This is a genomic window from Xaviernesmea rhizosphaerae, from assembly GCF_001938945.1.
Lineage (GTDB): Bacteria > Pseudomonadota > Alphaproteobacteria > Rhizobiales > Rhizobiaceae > Xaviernesmea > Xaviernesmea rhizosphaerae.
Window position 1 is genome coordinate 99,922 of the sequence record NZ_MKIO01000019.1, and the last position, 18,115, is coordinate 118,036.

At 64.1% G+C, this 18,115-nt stretch carries 18 protein-coding genes; 10 read left to right on the top strand and 8 right to left on the bottom strand.

Annotated elements, in window-relative coordinates; genetic code table 11:
- Positions 1-75: 75 nt before the first annotated feature.
- From BJF92_RS02715 to BJF92_RS02725, 3 genes are all read left to right on the top strand, one after another.
- Positions 76-978, top strand: a complete 903-nt coding sequence (locus BJF92_RS02715; protein ID WP_075633237.1) for a metallophosphoesterase family protein — start codon at positions 76-78, stop codon at positions 976-978.
- 329 nt (positions 979-1,307) lie between these two features.
- The gene (locus BJF92_RS25850; RefSeq protein ID WP_210187597.1) at positions 1,308-1,712 is read left to right on the top strand and encodes a sigma factor; all 405 of its coding nucleotides are present in this window, start codon (positions 1,308-1,310) and stop codon (positions 1,710-1,712) included.
- A gap of 4 nt (positions 1,713-1,716) precedes the next feature.
- Positions 1,717-2,562 (top strand): anti-sigma factor family protein, encoded by an 846-nt coding sequence (locus tag BJF92_RS02725; RefSeq protein WP_075633239.1) that lies wholly within the window; start codon positions 1,717-1,719, stop codon positions 2,560-2,562.
- A gap of 258 nt (positions 2,563-2,820) precedes the next feature.
- Here BJF92_RS02725 and leuA read toward each other — a convergent pair whose 3' ends face one another.
- Entirely contained in the window at positions 2,821-4,524 is a 1,704-nt protein-coding gene (gene leuA / locus BJF92_RS02730) for a 2-isopropylmalate synthase (RefSeq protein WP_075633240.1), read from the bottom strand.
- A 170-nt stretch (positions 4,525-4,694) separates the two neighbouring features.
- Positions 4,695-4,820 carry a hypothetical protein gene (locus BJF92_RS26235; protein ID WP_280938370.1) on the bottom strand — a complete coding sequence of 42 codons (126 nt, stop codon included), beginning with the start codon at positions 4,818-4,820 and terminating at the stop codon, positions 4,695-4,697.
- Positions 4,821-4,954: 134 nt separating this feature from the next.
- Here BJF92_RS26235 and BJF92_RS02735 point away from each other — a divergent pair, with 134 nt between their 5' ends.
- Entirely contained in the window at positions 4,955-5,245 is a 291-nt protein-coding gene (locus BJF92_RS02735; RefSeq protein WP_075633241.1) for a type II toxin-antitoxin system Phd/YefM family antitoxin, read from the top strand.
- Positions 5,242-5,655, top strand: a complete 414-nt coding sequence (locus BJF92_RS02740) for a type II toxin-antitoxin system VapC family toxin (RefSeq protein ID WP_075633242.1) — start codon at positions 5,242-5,244, stop codon at positions 5,653-5,655. Before BJF92_RS02735 ends, BJF92_RS02740 begins: the two co-directional genes overlap by 4 nt.
- Before the next feature lie 75 nt (positions 5,656-5,730).
- On the opposite strand, the gene BJF92_RS02745 is transcribed toward BJF92_RS02740, so the two are convergent.
- Entirely contained in the window at positions 5,731-6,312 is a 582-nt protein-coding gene (locus BJF92_RS02745; protein WP_075633243.1) for an ATP-dependent Clp protease proteolytic subunit, read from the bottom strand.
- A 404-nt stretch (positions 6,313-6,716) separates the two neighbouring features.
- Here BJF92_RS02745 and BJF92_RS02750 point away from each other — a divergent pair, with 404 nt between their 5' ends.
- Complete coding sequence (locus tag BJF92_RS02750; RefSeq protein WP_075633244.1) at positions 6,717-7,589, top strand: DUF2076 domain-containing protein; 873 nt, start codon at positions 6,717-6,719, stop codon at positions 7,587-7,589.
- A 117-nt stretch (positions 7,590-7,706) separates the two neighbouring features.
- Here BJF92_RS02750 and queF read toward each other — a convergent pair whose 3' ends face one another.
- The 5 genes from queF to BJF92_RS02775 all read right to left on the bottom strand — a co-directional run bounded on the left by queF (position 7,707) and on the right by BJF92_RS02775 (position 13,847).
- The gene (gene queF, locus BJF92_RS02755) at positions 7,707-8,171 is read right to left on the bottom strand and encodes a preQ(1) synthase (protein ID WP_075633245.1); all 465 of its coding nucleotides are present in this window, start codon (positions 8,169-8,171) and stop codon (positions 7,707-7,709) included.
- Complete coding sequence (locus tag BJF92_RS02760) at positions 8,168-9,088, bottom strand: cation diffusion facilitator family transporter (RefSeq protein ID WP_075633246.1); 921 nt, start codon at positions 9,086-9,088, stop codon at positions 8,168-8,170. Before BJF92_RS02760 ends, queF begins: the two co-directional genes overlap by 4 nt.
- A gap of 338 nt (positions 9,089-9,426) precedes the next feature.
- Positions 9,427-9,954 carry a GNAT family N-acetyltransferase gene (locus tag BJF92_RS02765; RefSeq protein ID WP_075633247.1) on the bottom strand — a complete coding sequence of 176 codons (528 nt, stop codon included), beginning with the start codon at positions 9,952-9,954 and terminating at the stop codon, positions 9,427-9,429.
- Complete coding sequence (locus BJF92_RS02770; protein ID WP_075633248.1) at positions 9,951-12,140, bottom strand: anthranilate synthase; 2,190 nt, start codon at positions 12,138-12,140, stop codon at positions 9,951-9,953. The genes BJF92_RS02765 and BJF92_RS02770 overlap by 4 nt, the downstream gene beginning before the upstream one ends.
- A 333-nt stretch (positions 12,141-12,473) precedes the next feature.
- A complete protein-coding gene (locus BJF92_RS02775) occupies positions 12,474-13,847 on the bottom strand; it encodes an APC family permease (RefSeq protein WP_075633249.1) in 1,374 nt (457 codons plus the stop codon).
- A gap of 262 nt (positions 13,848-14,109) precedes the next feature.
- Between BJF92_RS02775 and choX the strand changes: the two genes are divergently transcribed.
- The 4 genes from choX to BJF92_RS02795 all read left to right on the top strand — a co-directional run bounded on the left by choX (position 14,110) and on the right by BJF92_RS02795 (position 18,011).
- Positions 14,110-15,066 carry a choline ABC transporter substrate-binding protein gene (gene choX / locus BJF92_RS02780; RefSeq protein ID WP_075633250.1) on the top strand — a complete coding sequence of 319 codons (957 nt, stop codon included), beginning with the start codon at positions 14,110-14,112 and terminating at the stop codon, positions 15,064-15,066.
- Between the two features lie 538 nt (positions 15,067-15,604).
- Positions 15,605-16,447, top strand: a complete 843-nt coding sequence (gene choW, locus BJF92_RS02785; RefSeq protein WP_075633251.1) for a choline ABC transporter permease subunit — start codon at positions 15,605-15,607, stop codon at positions 16,445-16,447.
- Positions 16,447-17,502, top strand: a complete 1,056-nt coding sequence (choV, locus tag BJF92_RS02790) for a choline ABC transporter ATP-binding protein (protein ID WP_075633252.1) — start codon at positions 16,447-16,449, stop codon at positions 17,500-17,502. Before choW ends, choV begins: the two co-directional genes overlap by 1 nt.
- Positions 17,499-18,011 carry a HugZ family pyridoxamine 5'-phosphate oxidase gene (locus BJF92_RS02795; RefSeq protein WP_075633253.1) on the top strand — a complete coding sequence of 171 codons (513 nt, stop codon included), beginning with the start codon at positions 17,499-17,501 and terminating at the stop codon, positions 18,009-18,011. The genes choV and BJF92_RS02795 overlap by 4 nt, the downstream gene beginning before the upstream one ends.
- Positions 18,012-18,115: the final 104 nt, after the last annotated feature.

Below are 18,115 nucleotides of genomic sequence, written 5' to 3' on the forward strand. Positions count from 1 at the left end.
TCTATCAGAAAATTTAGAGCGGAATTCCAGACGAAACCGCGCACACTTTTCGCCATCCCGCTCTAGTTAGGCCTCATGTTCAAGCTCGCCCATATTTCCGATGTCCATCTCGGCCCCCTGCCCGATCTCTCCCTGCGCGAGCTCGCCTCCAAACGGATCACCGGCTTCGTCAACTGGCACCGCAACCGGCGCAAGCATATGGTGGGCGACACGCTGTCCGTGCTGATGGATGCGGTGGAGGCGGCAAACCCCGACCATCTCGCGGTCACGGGCGATCTGGTCAATCTCGCCTCGTCGCGCGAGATCGAGGCGGTGCGGCTCTGGCTGCAGGAGGAAGGCAAGCCGGACCGCATCTCCGTCATTCCCGGCAATCACGATGCCTATGTGCCGGGCGCCTACGAAAAATCGGTCAAAGCATGGTATCCCTACATGCGCGGCGACCGGGGACCGGAGGCGTGGAACGAGGATTTCCACTGTTTCCCTTATCTGCGCGTGCGCGGCCAAGTCGCCATTATCGGCTGCTCCACGGCGGTTGCCACGCCCCCCTTCGCCGCCAGCGGCTATTTCGGCCGGCGCCAGGCGCGCGAGACGGTCAATCTCCTGCGCGCGGCCGGCGAGGCCGGGCTGTTTCGCGTCGTCTTGATCCACCATCCGCCGATTCGCGGCGCCACCTCCATGCACAAGCGTATGATTGGCATCCGCCGCTTCGGCGCGGTGATTTCGTCGGGCGGAGCGGAGCTTGTCCTGCATGGTCACACACATTTGAACACGGTCTACCAGCTGCGCGGCCAGATCCGCCCGGTGCCTGTCATCGGCATTGCCTCTGCCTCCCAGGGCCCCGGCGGCCACAAGCCGCCCGCCGGTTTCAACCTGTTTTCCATCGATGGCGGCCCCGGGAACTGGCGTTGCGAGCGCCAGCGCTTTGAAATCGCGCCGGAGAGCGGCGGCGTCAATCTGGCGCAGACGGACATGTTCTGACGCCTGTCGCGCAACGGCCATAGTGAAGCCTGACCTCGCTCGTCCGCTGTGGAAGATGGCGGAGGCCGGGCTTTTGTGCTAGGGTGGCATTCATAGACTGCTTCGTGCGCGTCTCCTGCGTCCCGGCCACTGGGTGGCCGTCACCGGGCCGCAAGGAAGCCTTTCCGTCACATGCGGGTTCAAGCGATCACGGCGCGCGCGAATCCAAAAGGAAACCGGATCGATGCGCCCGGTCGCTGAGAGGGAGCGGCAGGGCTGTCACTCGACAAACCGATGGTTGGAAAGCGATGCATCCAGCAGCGGAATCCCATAATTTCATGAAGGATCTCGTGGCGCTTCTGCCGCGCCTGCGTCGATTCGCCATGACGCTGTGCCCCAGCCCATCGGCGGCGGACGACATGGTCGGCGCGGTGACGTTGCGGGCGCTGGCGCATGGCCAGCCCGCGGCCGACATCCGCCTCGACGCCTGGGTCTATCGGCTGATGAGGGCCCTGCGCCAGGAAACCGTGGATCAGGGCTATGAGCCGCCGGATGCTGTCGCCGCCGTCAGCCGCTCGATCCCGCTTCCCGTGGGCACGGCACCGGCGTTCCTGCTCGTCAATGTCGAGAAATTCCGGTATGAGGTCGCGGCGGATGTCCTTGGAATCGCGCGCGAACAGGTGATCCGGCAGGTGGCCGAGGCGCGCCTGTCCTTTGCGGCCGCAGAGACGAAAACATTTGAGAAACGAGCATAGATCCTTGCCCACGACAGGTTCCTCCCTTGCCTTGCGTCTGTCCGCCCTCATCGATGGCGAGGTGGACGACGCGGAAAGGCGCGAGCTGGAGCGTCTCGTGGAGAGCGATGACGAGGCGCGCCGGCTCTATCAACGGCTGAAGGCCGGGGGCGCGGCCGGCACGCAGGCTTTCGATGCGATGCTGAGCGACCCGCTGCCGCTCGCCCTCGTGCGCCAGATGCGGCAGGGAACCGATCAGCCATCCGCCACGCCGGAACGCGTGGCGACGCCAGCGGCAACGGCAAAGCCGAAGCGGGTCAAGCTGTGGCCGCGCTTTGTCGCCGGCGGCGTCGGGCTGGTGCTGATCGGCGGCTCCACCGGTTTCCTGATCGGCCGGACCATGAATGACGAAATGCCCGCCGACATCCTGGCCCCGGCGCGCAGCTGGCGTGACGACATCGTCGATGCCTATCGCATCCACACCCGCCAGCAGGGCCATCTCGTGGAAATGACCGCGACGGAGCCCGATCGGCTGGTCGCGTGGCTCTCGCAGGGCGCCGGGCTCAGCCTCACCCTGCCGACGATCAAGGACCGGCCGCTGACGCTGGAAGGCGGACGCCTGATCGTGGCCGAGGGCAAGCCCGTGGCCACCCTGCTCTACCGGACCGAGGATGGCGACGTGATCGCCCTCTGTCTGATGAAGGCGCCGCTCGGCACACCCGACGACAATGCGCGCACACTCTCGGAAACCATGCGCGACAATCTCGCCATGCTCTCCTGGAACGCCGGCGGCGTCACCTATGCCGTGCTCGGCCCCTCCTCCGACCCGAAGCTGCGCGCACTGGCCGAAGAGATCGCCGATCAGATGTGATCGGGTGAAAGCCCGATCACTTTGGAAGATGTGAGCGGCGAAATCCCATGCCAACAGGGTAGCGTTGCGCCACTTGTCCCGGGACTTGTGGTCAGCGTGATCGCGCGAAAAGCGGCCGTTGATGCGACGGGCATGCGAGGCCGCGCATGTCGCTACGTTCGCCCGTGTCGCTTCAATCACCGGCACCGCGGAGGATTCCCGCAGAAGAAAGCAGACCGAGGCAGGCCGACGCCTGCCCCGCCCCTCATCATTCCCGTATCAGACGCCCACCACCCGGTTCGCCGCCGAGACGATGGCCTCCAGCGAAGCAGCGACGATGTTGGTGTTGATGCCCACGCCGAAGAGCTTGCCACCGGGATGTTCCAGCTCGACATAGGCGATGGCGGCAGCATTCGAGCCGTGCTGGAGCGAATGTTCGGAATAGTCGGCGACCGACATGGGGATGCCGAGATAGATCGACAGCGCATTGACGAAGCCGTCGATCGGCCCGTTGCCCTTGCCTTCGATCCGCTTGACCTCGCCGCGATCCTCGATTTCCGCCGCCACCACGCGCACGCCGCGATGGTCGGTGCCGGCCGGATAGGTGTGGTGCTCGATGAACTTCATCCGGGCGCCGGGCTGCTCGACATAGCGCTCGAGGAAGCGGGCATGGATCGCCTTCGACGGCAGCTCCTTGCCGCCCTCGTCAGTGATGCGCTGGATGTCCTCGCGGAACTCGACCTGGAGATTGCGCGGCAGGTTGATGCCGTAATCCTCCTGCAGGATATAGGCGATGCCGCCCTTGCCGGATTGCGAGTTGATGCGGATGATCGCCTCATAGGAGCGGCCGACATCCTGCGGATCGATCGGCAGATAGGGCACTTCCCACAACGTGTGGTTGGCGGTCTTGATCGCCTTCATACCCTTGTTGATCGCATCCTGATGCGAGCCGGAGAAGGCGGTGTAGACCAGCTCGCCGACATAAGGATGCCGCTCGGGAATGACCATCTGGTTGGAATATTCATAGACCTCGCGCATGCGCACGATGTCGGAGCAGTCCAGGCCCGGATCGACGCCCTGCGTGTACAGGTTCAGCGCCAGGGCCACGACATCGACATTGCCGGTGCGCTCGCCATTGCCGAACAGCGTGCCCTCGATGCGATCGGCGCCGGCCATCAGGCCGAGCTCGGCGGCGGCGATGCCCGTACCCCGGTCATTGTGCGGATGCAGCGAGATCAGCACGTTTTCTCGGTTGTCGATGTTGCGGCACATCCATTCGATCTGGTCGGCATAGATGTTCGGCGTGGACATTTCCACGGTCGAGGGCAGGTTCAGGATCAGCTTGTTGTCGGCGGTCGGCTTGATGATCTCGACCACCGCATTGCAGATCTCCAGCGCCACCTCCAGCTCCGTGCCGGTGAAGCTTTCGGGCGAATATTCAAAGCGGTAACCGCCGCCGGCCTTGGCGGCCATGTCGGCGATCATCTTGGCGGCGTCGGTGGCGATCTGTTTGATGCCAGCGACATCCTTGCCGAAGACAACGCGGCGCTGCAGCTCGCTGGTGGAATTGTAGAAATGCACGATCGGCTGATGCGCGCCTTCCAGCGCCTCGAAGGTGCGGGTGATCAGCTCCGGCCGGCACTGCACCAGCACCTGCAGCGAGACATCCTTGCCGACATGGCCCTCTTCCACGCACCAGCGGGCAAAGTCGAAGTCGGTCTGGGAGGCAGAGGGAAAGCCGATCTCGATTTCCTTGAAGCCCATGTCCAGGAGCAGCTGGAACATGCGGGCCTTGCGGTCGTGGCCCATGGGGTCGACCAGCGACTGGTTGCCGTCGCGCAGATCGACCGAGCACCAGATCGGCGCCTTGTCGATGATCTTGGACGGCCAGGTGCGATCCTTCAGATCGACCTGCGGATAGGGGCGATACTTGCGCGCGGCATCGGGCATGCCCTGCTTGACGGGATGGGTCTTGACGATCATGTCTCGGGTTCTCTTCGTCTGGATGACCGACGCGGCGCAGCCTTTGCTCCCCGGATCGAAAAGGGTCAAGCGAAGGCACGGTGCGACGCACTCGGCTCTGTCTATGGCTCAAGGAATGGACGAATTGCAAGGAGCTGTGCCGGCAGGCTTTTCGGCTGCCGGGCGCTCCTTCAAAGAACCCGGCAACCGCGCGTAAGGCCGAGAAGAAGAAGGGACGTGAAGGCACGGGCGCGCTGGCCGACGCTGTCGCGTTCGCGCGGGCTCTGGTGCATCTCTGTCACGTCGATCTTGGTCATGCACCCTGTATATCGGCCGCCGCAATAAAGGGCAAGCCTTGCCGTGAAATTCGGCAGAGTGCCGTCCCTGAGGCCACTCTCCGACGGGCGATCCGGCTTTGCCAAGAGCGGCCGGAAAGGCTATTCTGCGACCCATGACCATCCTGCCGCTGATCGAGGCCGAAGGCCAGTTGAGAGAGCTTGCGCGCCGCGTGGAAGCGGGCGAACGCATCACGCTGACGCTCGACGGCAAGCCGGTGATCGAACTCGTGCCGCCGGAAAAGCCCAAGGAGGCTGCGTCGCTGCCGGGCCTTGAGGCATTTCGCGCCTATAAGCGGGAAAAAGGGATCGACCGTTTCTTTACCTATATTGCCGAGGATTTCGATGATCCTCTGCCGGAAGACTTCCTGATCACACCGCTCCCGCCGCTTGACGGCGAAAAATGAGGCTGCTGCTCGACACACATATCCTCATTTCAATCTTGATGGGCTCGACAAGCCGGCTACCGGCAAACATCAGGGCGATTCTTGATCCGCTGACATCGGGCCGACTTGGCGATGAAGACGAAATTTTCGTCAGCGTAGCCACGCTTTGGGAAATGGCGATCAAGGTAAGACTGGGAAAGCTTGGGCTGGGTGTATCGATCGACATCCTGCCCGATGTCATTGCCCGTCTTGGATTGACGATTCTTCCCGTCGAGGCGAGCCACGCGCTGTTCCATGTCCAGCCGGAACCACCCACGCGCGATCCTTTCGACCGGCTGCTGCTGGCCCAATGCGCCATCGAGGGGCTGCGGCTGGTGACCACCGACCACGCGATGGCCGATCATCCGCTCTCGGCAACGCATAACGGCTGAACCTGCCGCCGCCCATGAAAAAGGCCCCGCCAGCTTTGCCGGCAGGGCCTCGATCTCAAATGACAGCGAAAATCCTCAGATTTCCGAAATATTGGTGACGACGCGCGAGACCAGGCCGTAGCTGACGGCGTCCTCGGAGGAGAGCCAGTAGTCGCGGTCGATGTCCCGGGCGATCTTTTCCTCCGGCTGGCCGGTGGCCTTGGAGAAGATCTTGATCAGGCGCTCGTTCATCTTGATGATCTCGCGGGCCTGGATCTCGATATCGGAGACCATGCCGCGCGTGCCGCCCGACGGTTGATGCAGCAGGAAGCGCGTGTTCGGCAGGCAGAGGCGGCGCTCCTTCGGCACCGACACGTAGATCAGCGCGCCGGCGGAGGCGACCCAGCCAGTGCCGATGACCCAGACCTTCGGCTTCACGAACTTGATCATGTCGTGAATGCTGTCGCCGGATTCGACATGGCCGCCCGGCGAATTGACGAAGATGCGGATGTCCTCATCGCCGGCGGCGGCCAGCGCCATCAGCTGCGAGCAGACCTTCTGCGCCAGTTCCTGCGTGATCCCGCCATAGATGAAGATCGAGCGAGACTTGAACAGATTCGCCTCGGTTTCCTTGCCCAGCGGCAACTCCGTCTTCTTCTCGTCTTCGTCTTCGTTCATGCGTCTCTCCCCAAGGGATGCTTCGTGGTGTCCGTTCATCAGATAAGGCGACTCGTGCGCGATGACAATGCGCCTTGCGGAACTAGCGCCGCAGGCGCGCATCCCGCGCCTCGCTTTCCCCGCATATGGTTTCCATCTTCGATGCGATCAGGCCATGGCGCGAGCGCGCCGCTCCCATTGCGGGCAGGCAGGGTGCGCCCCGTCTATCGGATTACGCAAATGTAAGGAAATACGGTCTTCCTTTTGCGCCCGTCGCCGCCTACCTCCTTATGGACCGGCCGATCAGACCGGCGCCGCCGCAGCCGCGATCCGACAGAGCCAGGACCATGCGCGCGGGCGGCTTGAACCAATGACGAAGATGCCCGTTTCGGACGGAAACCCACGGTATCTTCAAGGAGGCGACGATGTCCCCGGATGAAAAGCAGCTTTTGAGCGCCCTGTTCGACAGGGTCAGGACAGCGGCAAACACCCCGCGCGATCGCGATGCGGAAAGCCTGATCGAGCAGGCGGTGCGCGCCCAGCCCTCCGCGCCCTATTATCTGGCCCAGGCGGTCATCATCCAGGAAGAGGGCCTGAAGGCGGCCTCCGCCCGCATCGAGGAGCTGGAAGCCAAGGTTCGGACGCTGGAATCCTCCGCTCGGCCGCGCGAGGAGCCCGAACAGGGCGGCGGCTTCCTCAGCTCGATTTTCGGCAGCGGAAACCGGCCGCAGCCGCAGCCCCAGCGGGACGATTACCGCGCAGCACCGCCCGCCCCGGCCGGCGGCCCCTGGGGTCCGCGGCCCGGCAATTATGGGGCAGCGCCGCAGCCTGCCTATGGCGGCCAGCAGGGCTATGGCGCGCCACAGGGCTATGCCGGCAATTCCGGCCCTGCCCCCTGGGGTGCCGCGCCGCAACAGCCTTCGGCCGGCGGCAGCTTCATCCGTGGCGCTCTGGGCACGGCGGCCGGCGTGGCCGGCGGCATGTTGCTGGCCAATTCGCTGAGCGGCCTGTTCGGCAGCCATATGGCGCAGCAGGGCCTGACGGCGCCCGGCGAAATGCTGGCCGGCACGCCGATCGAGGAAACCACGATCGTCAACAATTACTATGGCGAGGACGGAGCCCAGAACGCCTCCGACGCCGGCAATGTCGCTGACGCAGGCTGGGGCCAGGACAATGGCAACCAGGACAATGCGGGCCAGGATTGGGGCGGCCAGGATGATGGCGGCTGGCAGCAGGCCGATGCCGGCGACAGCTTTGGCGATGATGGCGGGTTCGGAGACGACAGCTCCAACGTCTGACACGGCTTCCGGTTGATCAGCCGGAAACGGTATGACACGGCATCGGACCAAAACGACAGAATGCCAGAAGGCCCGGATCGCCGATCCGGGCCTTCTGCTTGGTTAGAGAAACTCTGTTCAGCCCCGGCCGCGATAGGGCTGCACGCCCTGGTCCGGCAGCCAGACGCCCTCCGGCGGTGCGCCGGTCTGCCAGAAAACATCGATGGGGATACCGCCGCGCGGATACCAGTAGGCGCCGATCCTGAGCCATTTGGGCGCCAGGAGATCGACCAGCCGCTTGGCGATGTCGATCGAGCAATCCTCGTGGAAGGCGCCATGATTGCGGAAGGAATGCAGGAACAGTTTCAGCGACTTGGATTCCACCAGCCATTCGTCGGGAACATAGTCGATGACGATATGGGCAAAATCCGGCTGACCGGTCATCGGGCAGAGCGAGGTGAATTCGGGCGCGGTGAAGCGCACTACGAAATTGGTGCCCTGATGGCCGCTCGGCACACGCTCCAGCACCGCCTCGTCCGGCCCGGCCGGCAGGTCCGTCTTCTGTCCGAGCAGCGACAGCCCCGATACATCCGTCTTCGTCATGGCTTTCGGCCTCCTGTCAGTTTCACGCGCACGCCGTGCGCCTCTTCGCTTTCCGGCTCCACATGGATGGCGATCTTGGCCGTTGCGTGAACGGCACGGATCGCATCCTCGATGCGGTCGCAGATCTCATGGGCGGCCCCCACCGTCATCTCGGCGGGCACGACGAGGTGGAAATCGATGAAGATCACCGAGCCGCCCTGCCGGGTCTTCAGGTCGTGAACGCCGAGCGAGCCGGCGGCATGGGCGGCGATGGCCGCCTTAATCGCCGCTTCCTCGTCCTCCGGCACCGCCCGGTCCATCAGCCCGTCGACCGAGCGGCTGATGACCTTGGAGCCCTGCATCAGGATGTTGCAGGCGACCAGCACGGCCAGAAGCGGATCGAGCACCGCATAGCCGGTGAGAAAGGCAAGCGCCAGGCCGATCAGCACGCCGCCTGATGTGACGACGTCGGAGAGGATATGGTGGCCGTCGGCCTCGAGCGCTGGCGAGCGCAGCGCCTTGGCCGCCCGCATCAGCACGCTCGCCCACACCGCGTTGATGACGCCCGCCACCGCATTGATCGCCAGGCCGAGGAGCGGCGCTTCCGGCAGCTTCGGATCGAAGACCGCCGGCGCGGCCTCGTAGACAATCATCAGCGCGGCGACGACGATCAGAACGCCCTCGATGACCGCCGAGAAATATTCCGCCTTGTGATGACCGAAGGGATGGGAGGCGTCCGCGGGCTTGGCGGCATAGGAGACCACCACGAAGGCGATGACGGCCGCGACCACGTTGACGATCGATTCCAGCCCGTCCGAAAGAAGCGCGACGGAGCCGGTGACCCACCAGGCCAGCAATTTCAGCCCGAGCACGCCGATCGACAGCGGGATGCCCCAGAAAGCCAGGCGGCGCACCCTGGCGGCGTTGACTGCATCCATGGGAAAGTCCTCGAGAAGGTTCAACTCTGTGGCCGCATCGGCGGCCGGTAAAAGGCTGGAGCCATCGTGATGCCGTCCACAGCAGGCAACGACAAGCGCCGCTGCGCCCGTCATTCCTGCCAAAGGGAGGAATGACGATGGCGGCACGATCCGGCAAAACCGTCAATTTTCCGCGAAGCGCAAGCCCGCAAAATGACCGAAGCGACCGACGGCCGCGAGGGCATCGCCCGACAAGGCCGGCTCATAGACCATCAAGACCGGAAAGAAAACCGCGACCCCTGATCGGCCATAGAAGAGGCGTGACAGAGGGCACCACATCAGCACGCAGCGAAAGATGGCTACTCCGCGCTCGCCTCCTCGCGCAGGAGCGCCATCTGGATGGCGTCGATGAAGCGGCCGTCGATCAGGATCGCCTTGCGCGCCAGTCCCTCCTCGCGGAAGCCGACCTTGCAGTAAAGGGCTGCCGCGCGCGGATTGTCATGATGGCATTCGAGTTCGATGCGCGACAGCCCGGCCTCCCAGCCCGCTGCGATCGTGCGCAGGATCAAGCGCCGGCCAAGACCGCGATCGCGAAATCCGGGGAGGATGCCTATGCCGAGAATGCCGCAATGGGCCCGCGTCGGCCGGTCCACGCGGCGGATATCACACCAGCCGACCACCTGCCCCTGCGCCAACGCCACCATCTGCGGATGGCCGCTGGCGATGTTGTCGCGCACGAAGGCGCGGGTGCTCTCCAGCGGCGGCGCCTCGAGAAAGGTCAGATAAAGCCGCTCGCGCGCAACAATGTCGAGAGCCTTGTGAAAGCCCTCGACATGGTCCTCGCGGATCGGCTCGATCGTGATCCCATCATCGGCCACGAAGCTCAGGCCGCCTTGACCTTCGCCCGCTTGGCCAGATGCGCCACCACATTCTCGATCATCCGCATACCGGCATCATGGCCGAGCGTCATGATCGATTCCGGGTGGAACTGCACCGCGGCGATCGGCTCCTTGACATGCTCGATGCCCATGATCGTCCCGTCCTCGCTTTCGGCGGTGATCATGAAATCGCGCGGCAGGGTGGAAGGATCGGCGAAGATCGAGTGGTAGCGCCCGACCGTCACCTCCTTGCCCAGGCCGGAAAAGACCAGGCCGGGCTCCAGCACGCGGATGCGCGAGGGCTTGCCATGCATGGGCACGGCAAGCTGGCGCAGGTCGCCGCCATAGGCTTCGGCCAGCGCCTGCAGGCCCAGGCACACGCCGAAGATCGGCAGCTCGCGCGCGCGCGCCTTCTTGATCGTCGCCTTGCAGTCGAAATCCTTCGGGCGGCCGGGACCGGGCGAGAGCACGACCAGATCCGGCTTGACGCTGTCGAACACCTCCTCCGGCACCGGCGTGCGCACGGTGACGACGGTGGCGCCGGTCTGGCGGAAATAGTTGGCCAGCGTATGGACGAAGCTGTCCTCATGGTCGATCAGCAGGATCTTCACGCCGGCGCCGACGGGGGCGACATCGCGGGCGATCTTGTCGCGGTTTCCGGTCTTGGCATCACGAATGGCGGCGATCATAGCGGAGGCCTTCAGTTCGGTTTCGGCTTCTTCCTCGTCCGGATTGGAATCGTTGAGCAGCGTGGCGCCGGCGCGCACCTCGGCAATACCGTCCTTGATGCGCACGGTGCGCAGCGTCAGGCCGGTGTTCATGTCGCCATTGAAGCCGACCATGCCGACCGCGCCGCCATACCAGGCGCGCGGGCTCTTCTCATGGCTTTCGATGAATCGCATGGCCCAGAGCTTCGGCGCGCCTGTTACGGTCACCGCCCAGGCATGGCTGAGGAAGCCGTCAAAGGCATCCATGCCGTCGCGCAGGCGTCCCTCGATATGGTCCACCGTGTGGATCAGGCGCGAATACATCTCGATCTGGCGACGGCCGATGACCTTGACCGAGCCCGGCTCGCACACCCGGCTCTTGTCGTTGCGATCGACGTCGGAGCACATGGTCAGCTCGGACTCGTCTTTCTTGGAATTCAAGAGCTTGAGGATCTGCTCGCTATCGGCGATCGGATCCTCGCCGCGCTTGATCGTGCCGGAGATCGGGCAGGTCTCGATCCGCCGGCCCGAGACGCGCACGAACATCTCCGGCGAGGCACCGACCAGATATTCCTGCACCCCAAGATTGATGAAGAAGGAATAGGGCGAGGGATTGATCGCCTTCAAGCGGTTGGAGATCTCCGAGGGGCGGCTGTCGCAGCGCTCGAAGAACTTCTGGCCCGGCACCACCTCGAACAGGTCGCCCCGGCGGAAGCTCTCCTTGGCCTTGGTGACAAGCTCGGCATATTCGCCAGGACGGTGATCGCCATGGGGCGGAATGCTGTCCACCGTGCGGAAAGGCTCGGGCGCCACGTCGCCGTCCCTGCCTTCGGTCGTCAGATCCCCCTTGGCGAAATCATAGCGGTCGATCCAGGCCTTGGCGGCATAATGGTCGACGACAAGGATCTCGTCGGGCAGAAACAGCACCATGTCGCGCTGGTCGTCGGGACGCTTCAGCTTCAGTTCGATCGCGTCGAACTGGAAGGCGAGATCATAGCCGAAGGCGCCATAGAGACCGAGGCTCGCATCCTCGGGCGAGAAGAACAGGCCGGTAATCGCACGCAGCACCGTGAAGACGGTCGGCATCTTCGAGCGCTCTTCCTCGGTGAAGACGCGGGTCGGCGGATCGATGGTGAGATCGAGGCGCCGCGCCGTGCGCGCGCCGAGCGTCACATCGTCCGTGCCCTCAAGATGGGCGGCGATGAGTTCCAGCAGCACCTCGCCCCGCTCATTATAGGCCTCGATCCACAGCGCGCGGCCGAAAGACGAGATGCCGAGCGGCGGATCGACAATGGCCGTGTCCCAGCGTGTGTAGCGCCCAGGATATTCGTAATTGGAGGAAAAGACCGCGCCGCGGCGCTCGTCGAGCTGGTCGACATAACGGGCGATCGACGTGCCATAGGCCGCCTCGCGCCGGCGGCGGGTGACGGCGATGCCGCCCTTGGTCTGATAGGCCTCGCCACCATCGGCCAGAATAGTCGTCGCCATGTGCTTCACTCGCTCCGTTCGGCCCGGTTTCGCGCTGCGGCTTGACTATGAAAAAAGCCGCCTCGAATGTTCGGGCGGCTTGTCGTCTCAATCACGCATCTTACACGCATGAGGGGTCGAGGCCGCTTTCAGCGGACCCACCACCAGTTCATGCTCTCAGAAACCTTGCTCATGGCGGTTCTTCTACACCGGGATGCGATCAGGCGCAAGATCGCCGCTTGCGCCGGCAAACGCGGTTTTGCCGCCGCGGACAGAGGCATCGGACGGACGATCGTCAAAGCCCGATGCACTGAATTTATTGCCGAGCCCCTGAAGCCAACCCGGTGCAATGCCCTATTCCGCCGGTGCCGCGTGCCTGCGCATCACGCTGACAGTGACGAACCACAGCACCACGCCGAGCGCCAGGAGCGCACCGGCAATGACATATTGCACCGGGTCGCGCCCCGTCCATGGGCCGGCGAAGAAGACGCAGCTCAGCGTACCCAGAACCGGGAGGATCGTCGGCGTGCGGAAATGCTTGTGGCGCACGGGATCGCGCCGGAGCACGAGAACGGCCACGTTGACGATGGCGAAGACGCAGAGCAAGAGCAGCGCGGTCGTGCCGCCCAGCGCCGGAACGCTGCCCGCGAAGACGATCAGCGCCAGCGCAATGGCGCTGGTGAAGAGGATGGCGACATAGGGCGTGCGCCGGCCGGAATGCACCCGGCCGAGAACGGCGGGCAGAACCGCCTCGCGCGCCATGCCATAGATCAGCCGGCTCGCCATCATCATGTTGATCAGCGCCGAATTGGCCACCGCGAACATGGTGATGATGGCGAAGATGCCGATCGGGAAGCCCGGCGCGCCGGCCTGCACGACCTTCAGCAGCGGCGTCTCGCCCTCGCCGAGCTCTGCCGCCGGCACCAGTGTGATCGCCGAGACGGCCACCAGAACATAGATGATGCCCGTCAGGATCAGGCCCGCCAGCAGCACCTTCGGGAAGATGCGGCTCGGATCCTTGCACTCCTCGGCCATGTTGACCGAATCCTCAAAGCCGACCATGGCGAAGAAGGCGAGCGAGGTGGCGGCCACCACGGAGAAGAACAGGCTCGTGTCGCCGGGTGTTTCAAAGACGAAGGCGCGCGAAACGTCGCCCTGCCCGCCGAAGATCGCATAGGCGCCGATGCCGATGATCAGCAGCAGCCCGCTGAGCTCGACCACGGTCAGCACCACATTCATCTTCACGCTCTCGCCGACGCCGCGGAAATTGACGAGGCCGACCAGCGCCAGGAACAGCGCGGCGACAAGCGTCACGCCGATCGTGCCCGCATCGAGGCCGACGGTGGCAGCGAAATTGGCGGCAAAGGCGCGCGAAGCGGTCGAGGCCGAGGTAATGCCGGAGGACATGACCGCAAAGGCGACGATGAAGGTGAGGAAATGGATGCCGAATGCCTTGTGCGTATAGAGCGCGGCGCCGGCGGCCTTGGGATATTTGGTGACCAGCTCGAGATAGCTGAAGGCCGTCAGCAGGGCGACGAGGAAAGCGATCAGGAAAGGCAGCCAGACCACACCCCCGACCTTCTGGGCCACTTGCCCCGTCAGCGCATAGATGCCGGTTCCGAGAATGTCGCCGACGATGAAGAGCAGCAGGAGACCGGGGCCCATCACCCGCTTCAGCTCGCCCGCCTCCTCGCCCGCTCCAGTCAGATGCAGCTGCCGCTCGCCCATCGCCCGTCCCTCCCGACATGAACACTGGAATTGCAGCTAGCGCGGGGGATCGGGATGGGAAGGGAGCAGAGCACCGGTCAAAATTGCAACGGCACAGACAGATGCTGGTCAAAACTCGCCGGCGGCGGCGAACATGCGACATAAGGAGTCGCGGACGCGGCGGCATGGGAAACCTGACCCCCTAAACTGCTCATCAACATCAGCACGCTTGAGTTGGCGAAGAATTGATGATTGGCTAACCAGAGATGAGAAGGGGAATAGCATGCGCATCCTTAGCAGACAGACCGTGATCCGGGCCCTGGCCCTCTCGCTTGCCGCCGCCTGCGCCGCGCCGGCCTTGGCCGCCGAGCCGAAGAACTGTGGCACCGTCCGTTTCTCCGATGTCGGATGGACGGACATTACGGCGACGACCGCCACCGTGGCCGCCATCGTCGAGGCACTCGGCTACAAGGCCGACATCAAGGTGCTCTCGGTTCCGGTCACCTATCAGTCGATGAAGAACAAGGACATCGACGTCTTCCTCGGCAACTGGATGCCGGCGCAGGAAAAGGACGTCACCCCCTACCTCAAGGAGAAGACGGTCGATTCGCTCGGCGTCAATCTGGAAGGCGCGAAGTATACGCTCGCCACCAATGCCAAGGGCGCCGCCCTCGGCATCAAGGACTTTTCCGACATCGGCAAGCACAAGGACGCGCTTGACGGCAAGATCTATGGCATCGAGCCGGGCAATGACGGCAACCGCCTCGTCATGTCGCTGATCGACAAGAAGGAAATGGGCATGGGCGGCATGGAGCTTGTCGAAAGCTCCGAACAGGGCATGCTGGCCCAGGTCGCCCGCGCGGACAAGGCCGGCAAGCCGGTGGTCTTCCTCGGCTGGGAACCGCACCCGATGAACACCACCTTCAAGATGACCTATCTGACCGGCGGCGATGCCACCTTCGGCCCGAATTTCGGCGGCGCCACCGTCTATACGAACACCCGTGCCGGCTACGTCACCGAGTGCCCGAATATCGGCAAGCTCCTGACCAACCTCAAGTTCACGCTGGGGATGGAAAACCAGATCATGGGCAAGATCCTCAACGACAGCGAAGAACCGGCCAAGGCCGCCAAGGAGTGGCTGAAGGCCAATCCGAAAGCTGTCGAGCCCTGGCTGGTCGGCGTGACCACCAAGGATGGCGGGGACGCGATGAAGGCCGTCAAGGGCGAACTGGGCCTTTAAGGCCGCCTTGCGCAGGCAAACCCGGGATGGCGGGCCTCTTTCGAAGCCGTCCATGCCTCGCAATGCGCGCGCATCCGGGCAAAACAGCCCCAGGTGCCTGTCTCGGTCCATCGACCGAGGCAGGGCACCAGGGCTTGAAGCGAGCTGATAGCATCCTGCGCCGCAGCATCTGTACGCGGGGTTTGTTGACATTAAAGACGGCGAAACCCGCCCAGAGGACGGGCAGGCTGTGCTATGGCCAACCGGCCATAGCGTCATCTTTTCTGGGTCCGCGCTTCGCTCCGCAGATGCCATCCGGCCCGTCCTGGCCATTCGGCCTGCACGCATCGGACCGGAAAGCGGGGCCCGTTCCGGGATAAGCCGATGCAGGAACAGAGAACCAGAGCAGCGTCTACCTATGAGGTTCAGTCCGGTGCTCTCGCTTGTCAGCCGGAGGCGCCAGAACATCACGGTCGCGCGTGGCGCAGGCAGGCATCGCCATCGACGGCGCGCCTATCAATTGCAACCCAAAGTTTCAACAAAGATGGACTTTAAGCCGGTGGATTTTCTAACGGAACATCGTGTCCCGATCGGCCTCGCCGCCAAGGCGTTCGTCGATTGGCTGACGACCAATTTCGAGCTGTTCTTTCAGCAGCTCTCCAATCTGCTGCTGGCCGTCGTCAATGCGCTGCTGTTCGTGCTGCAGACGCCGCATCCGCTGATCGTGGTGGCGGCCGTCACGGGCCTGTCCTGGTGGCTGCGCCGCTCGGTCGGCATCACGCTGTTCACGCTGTTCGGCCTGCTGTTGATCATCAACCAGGGCTACTGGAAGGAAACCACACAGACGCTCGCGCTGGTGCTCGCCGCCAGCGCCGTCTCCATGGCCGTCGGCATTCCGCTGGGCATTGCCGCCGCCCGCCGCGCCTGGTTCTATGCCTTCCTGAGGCCGGTGCTCGATCTCATGCAGACGATCCCGACCTTCGTCTATCTGATCCCGGCCCTGATCCTCTTCGGGCTCGGCATGGTGCCGGGCCTGATCGCCACCGTCATCTTCGCCATTCCCGCGCCGATCCGGCTGACGCGGTTGGGCATCATTTCCACGCCGCCGTCACTGGTGGAAGCCGCCGTCTCCTTCGGCGCCACCCAGGGCCAGGTGCTGCGCAAGATCGAGCTGCCCTTCGCCATGCCGCAGATCATGGCCGGCCTGACGCAGACGATCATGCTCTCGCTGTCGATGGTGGTCATCGCCGCCCTGGTAGGGGCTGACGGTCTCGGCGTGCCGGTGCTGCGCGCGCTGAATACGGTGAACGTCGCCAAAGGCTTCGAGGCCGGCCTGTGCATCGTCATCCTGGCCATCATTCTCGACCGGCTGTTCAGATCCTCCGACGCGGGAGACGCGTGATGAACGATGCAGTGATTTTCGGCAATGTCGACATCGTCTTCGGCGAGCGGCCCGAGCGTGCTCTGGCCATGGTCGATCAGGGCAAGACCCGCGACGAGGTGAGCGCCGCCACCGGACTGGTGCTGGGCGTCGCCGGCGCCTCGCTCACCGTGCACGAGGGCGAGATTCTCGTGCTGATGGGCCTGTCGGGCTCGGGCAAATCCACGCTTTTGCGCGCCGTCAACGGGCTGGCGCCGGTCGTGCGCGGCAATGTCAGCGTGCGCACGGCCAAGGGAACGGCGATCGATCCCTATCGCGCCTCCGCCAAGGCCCTGCGCGATTTCCGCATGCACACGGTGTCCATGGTGTTCCAGCAATTCGCGCTGCTGCCATGGCGCACGGTGGCGGACAATGTCGGCTTCGGGCTGGAACTGGCCGGCGTGCCGGATGGCGAACGGCGCAAGCGGGTGGGCGAGCAGTTGGATCTCGTCAATCTGACGAAATGGGCCGACCGCAAGGTGCAGGAACTCTCCGGCGGCATGCAACAGCGCGTGGGCCTCGCCCGCGCCTTCGCCACCGGCGCGCCGATCCTGCTGATGGACGAACCCTTCTCCGCGCTCGATCCGCTGATCCGCACCCGCCTTCAGGATGAGCTTCTCGAATTCCAGCGCCGGCTAAAGAAGACCATTCTCTTCGTCAGCCATGATCTCGACGAGGCCTTTCGCATCGGCAACCGCATTGCCATCATGGAAGGCGGACACATCATCCAGTGCGGCACGCCGCAGGAGATCGTCAAGAATCCGGCCAATCAATATGTCGCCGATTTCGTGCAGCATATGAACCCGATCACCATGCTGTCGGCACGCGACGTCATGGCGGCCGGCATCGTGACCACGCCGCAGTCGCAGGGCGTGACCGCCACGGCCGCGCCCGAGACGCCGCTGATCGACATTCTCGACGCGCTGGCGCGCCAGCCGGGCACAATCGGCGTGGTGGAAAACGGCAGCATCATCGGCACGATCGAATCGCGCAACGTGATCGAAGGCCTCACCCGGCATCGACAGGCGCGCGCATGAACGAGAAGAACCCGACGCCACCTGCGGGGGCGGACGGTTCTCCCGCCGCCCGGGCCGAGGATATCGCTCTGGCGCGCCGCCTGCTTGCCGATGCGCCGGATGCCGCGCTCGCCGTCCTCGACGACAGCGGCCATCCCTTCGTCAGCCGTGTTCTGGTGGCCACGGACAGGGACGGCACGCCGTTCCTGTTCGTCTCCGCCCTCTCGCATCATACGAGAGCGCTCATCCGTGATGGGCGCTGCTCGCTTCTGGTCACCGAAACCGGAAAGGGCGATCCCCTCGCCCATCCGCGCCTGACCCTCCAGGCGATGGCAGCGCCGGTGGCGCGCGATGCACCGGAGCGGGACCGGCTGCGGCAATACTTTCTCGACCGCCACCCGAAATCCGCGCTCTATATCGATTTTCAGGATTTTCTCTTCATCCGGCTGATGCCGATCAAAGGGCATCTCGTGGCGGGGTTCGGCAGCACCGCTATGCTCACAGCTCACGCAGTTTTGAACGAAACCTAGCGTTCAACAAAGCGAATCCTAAAATTCAGCTATCACCTTAGCTCTGAGTTTGAGATAGTGAGGGACCGCAGCGATCTTTATGTCCGATTCTTTTTAAAGAGACA

Excerpts from the sequence above, each read along its gene's own strand:
- BJF92_RS02715 (WP_075633237.1), top strand. The coding sequence starts at position 76 with ATGTTCAAGCTCGCCCATATTTCCGATGTCCATCTCGGCCCCCTGCCC.
- leuA (WP_075633240.1), bottom strand. The coding sequence starts at position 4,524 with ATGATCGTCAAGACCCATCCCGTCAAGCAGGGCATGCCCGATGCCGCG.
- BJF92_RS26235 (WP_280938370.1), bottom strand. The coding sequence starts at position 4,820 with ATGACCAAGATCGACGTGACAGAGATGCACCAGAGCCCGCGCGAACGC.
- BJF92_RS02735 (WP_075633241.1), top strand. The coding sequence starts at position 4,955 with ATGACCATCCTGCCGCTGATCGAGGCCGAAGGCCAGTTGAGAGAGCTT.
- BJF92_RS02740 (WP_075633242.1), top strand. The coding sequence starts at position 5,242 with ATGAGGCTGCTGCTCGACACACATATCCTCATTTCAATCTTGATGGGC.
- BJF92_RS02745 (WP_075633243.1), bottom strand. The coding sequence starts at position 6,312 with ATGAACGAAGACGAAGACGAGAAGAAGACGGAGTTGCCGCTGGGCAAG.
- BJF92_RS02750 (WP_075633244.1), top strand. The coding sequence starts at position 6,717 with ATGTCCCCGGATGAAAAGCAGCTTTTGAGCGCCCTGTTCGACAGGGTC.
- queF (WP_075633245.1), bottom strand. The coding sequence starts at position 8,171 with ATGACGAAGACGGATGTATCGGGGCTGTCGCTGCTCGGACAGAAGACG.
- BJF92_RS02760 (WP_075633246.1), bottom strand. The coding sequence starts at position 9,088 with ATGGATGCAGTCAACGCCGCCAGGGTGCGCCGCCTGGCTTTCTGGGGC.
- BJF92_RS02770 (WP_075633248.1), bottom strand. The coding sequence starts at position 12,140 with ATGGCGACGACTATTCTGGCCGATGGTGGCGAGGCCTATCAGACCAAG.
- BJF92_RS02775 (WP_075633249.1), bottom strand. The coding sequence starts at position 13,847 with ATGGGCGAGCGGCAGCTGCATCTGACTGGAGCGGGCGAGGAGGCGGGC.
- choX (WP_075633250.1), top strand. The coding sequence starts at position 14,110 with ATGCGCATCCTTAGCAGACAGACCGTGATCCGGGCCCTGGCCCTCTCG.
- choV (WP_075633252.1), top strand. The coding sequence starts at position 16,447 with ATGAACGATGCAGTGATTTTCGGCAATGTCGACATCGTCTTCGGCGAG.
- BJF92_RS02795 (WP_075633253.1), top strand. The coding sequence starts at position 17,499 with ATGAACGAGAAGAACCCGACGCCACCTGCGGGGGCGGACGGTTCTCCC.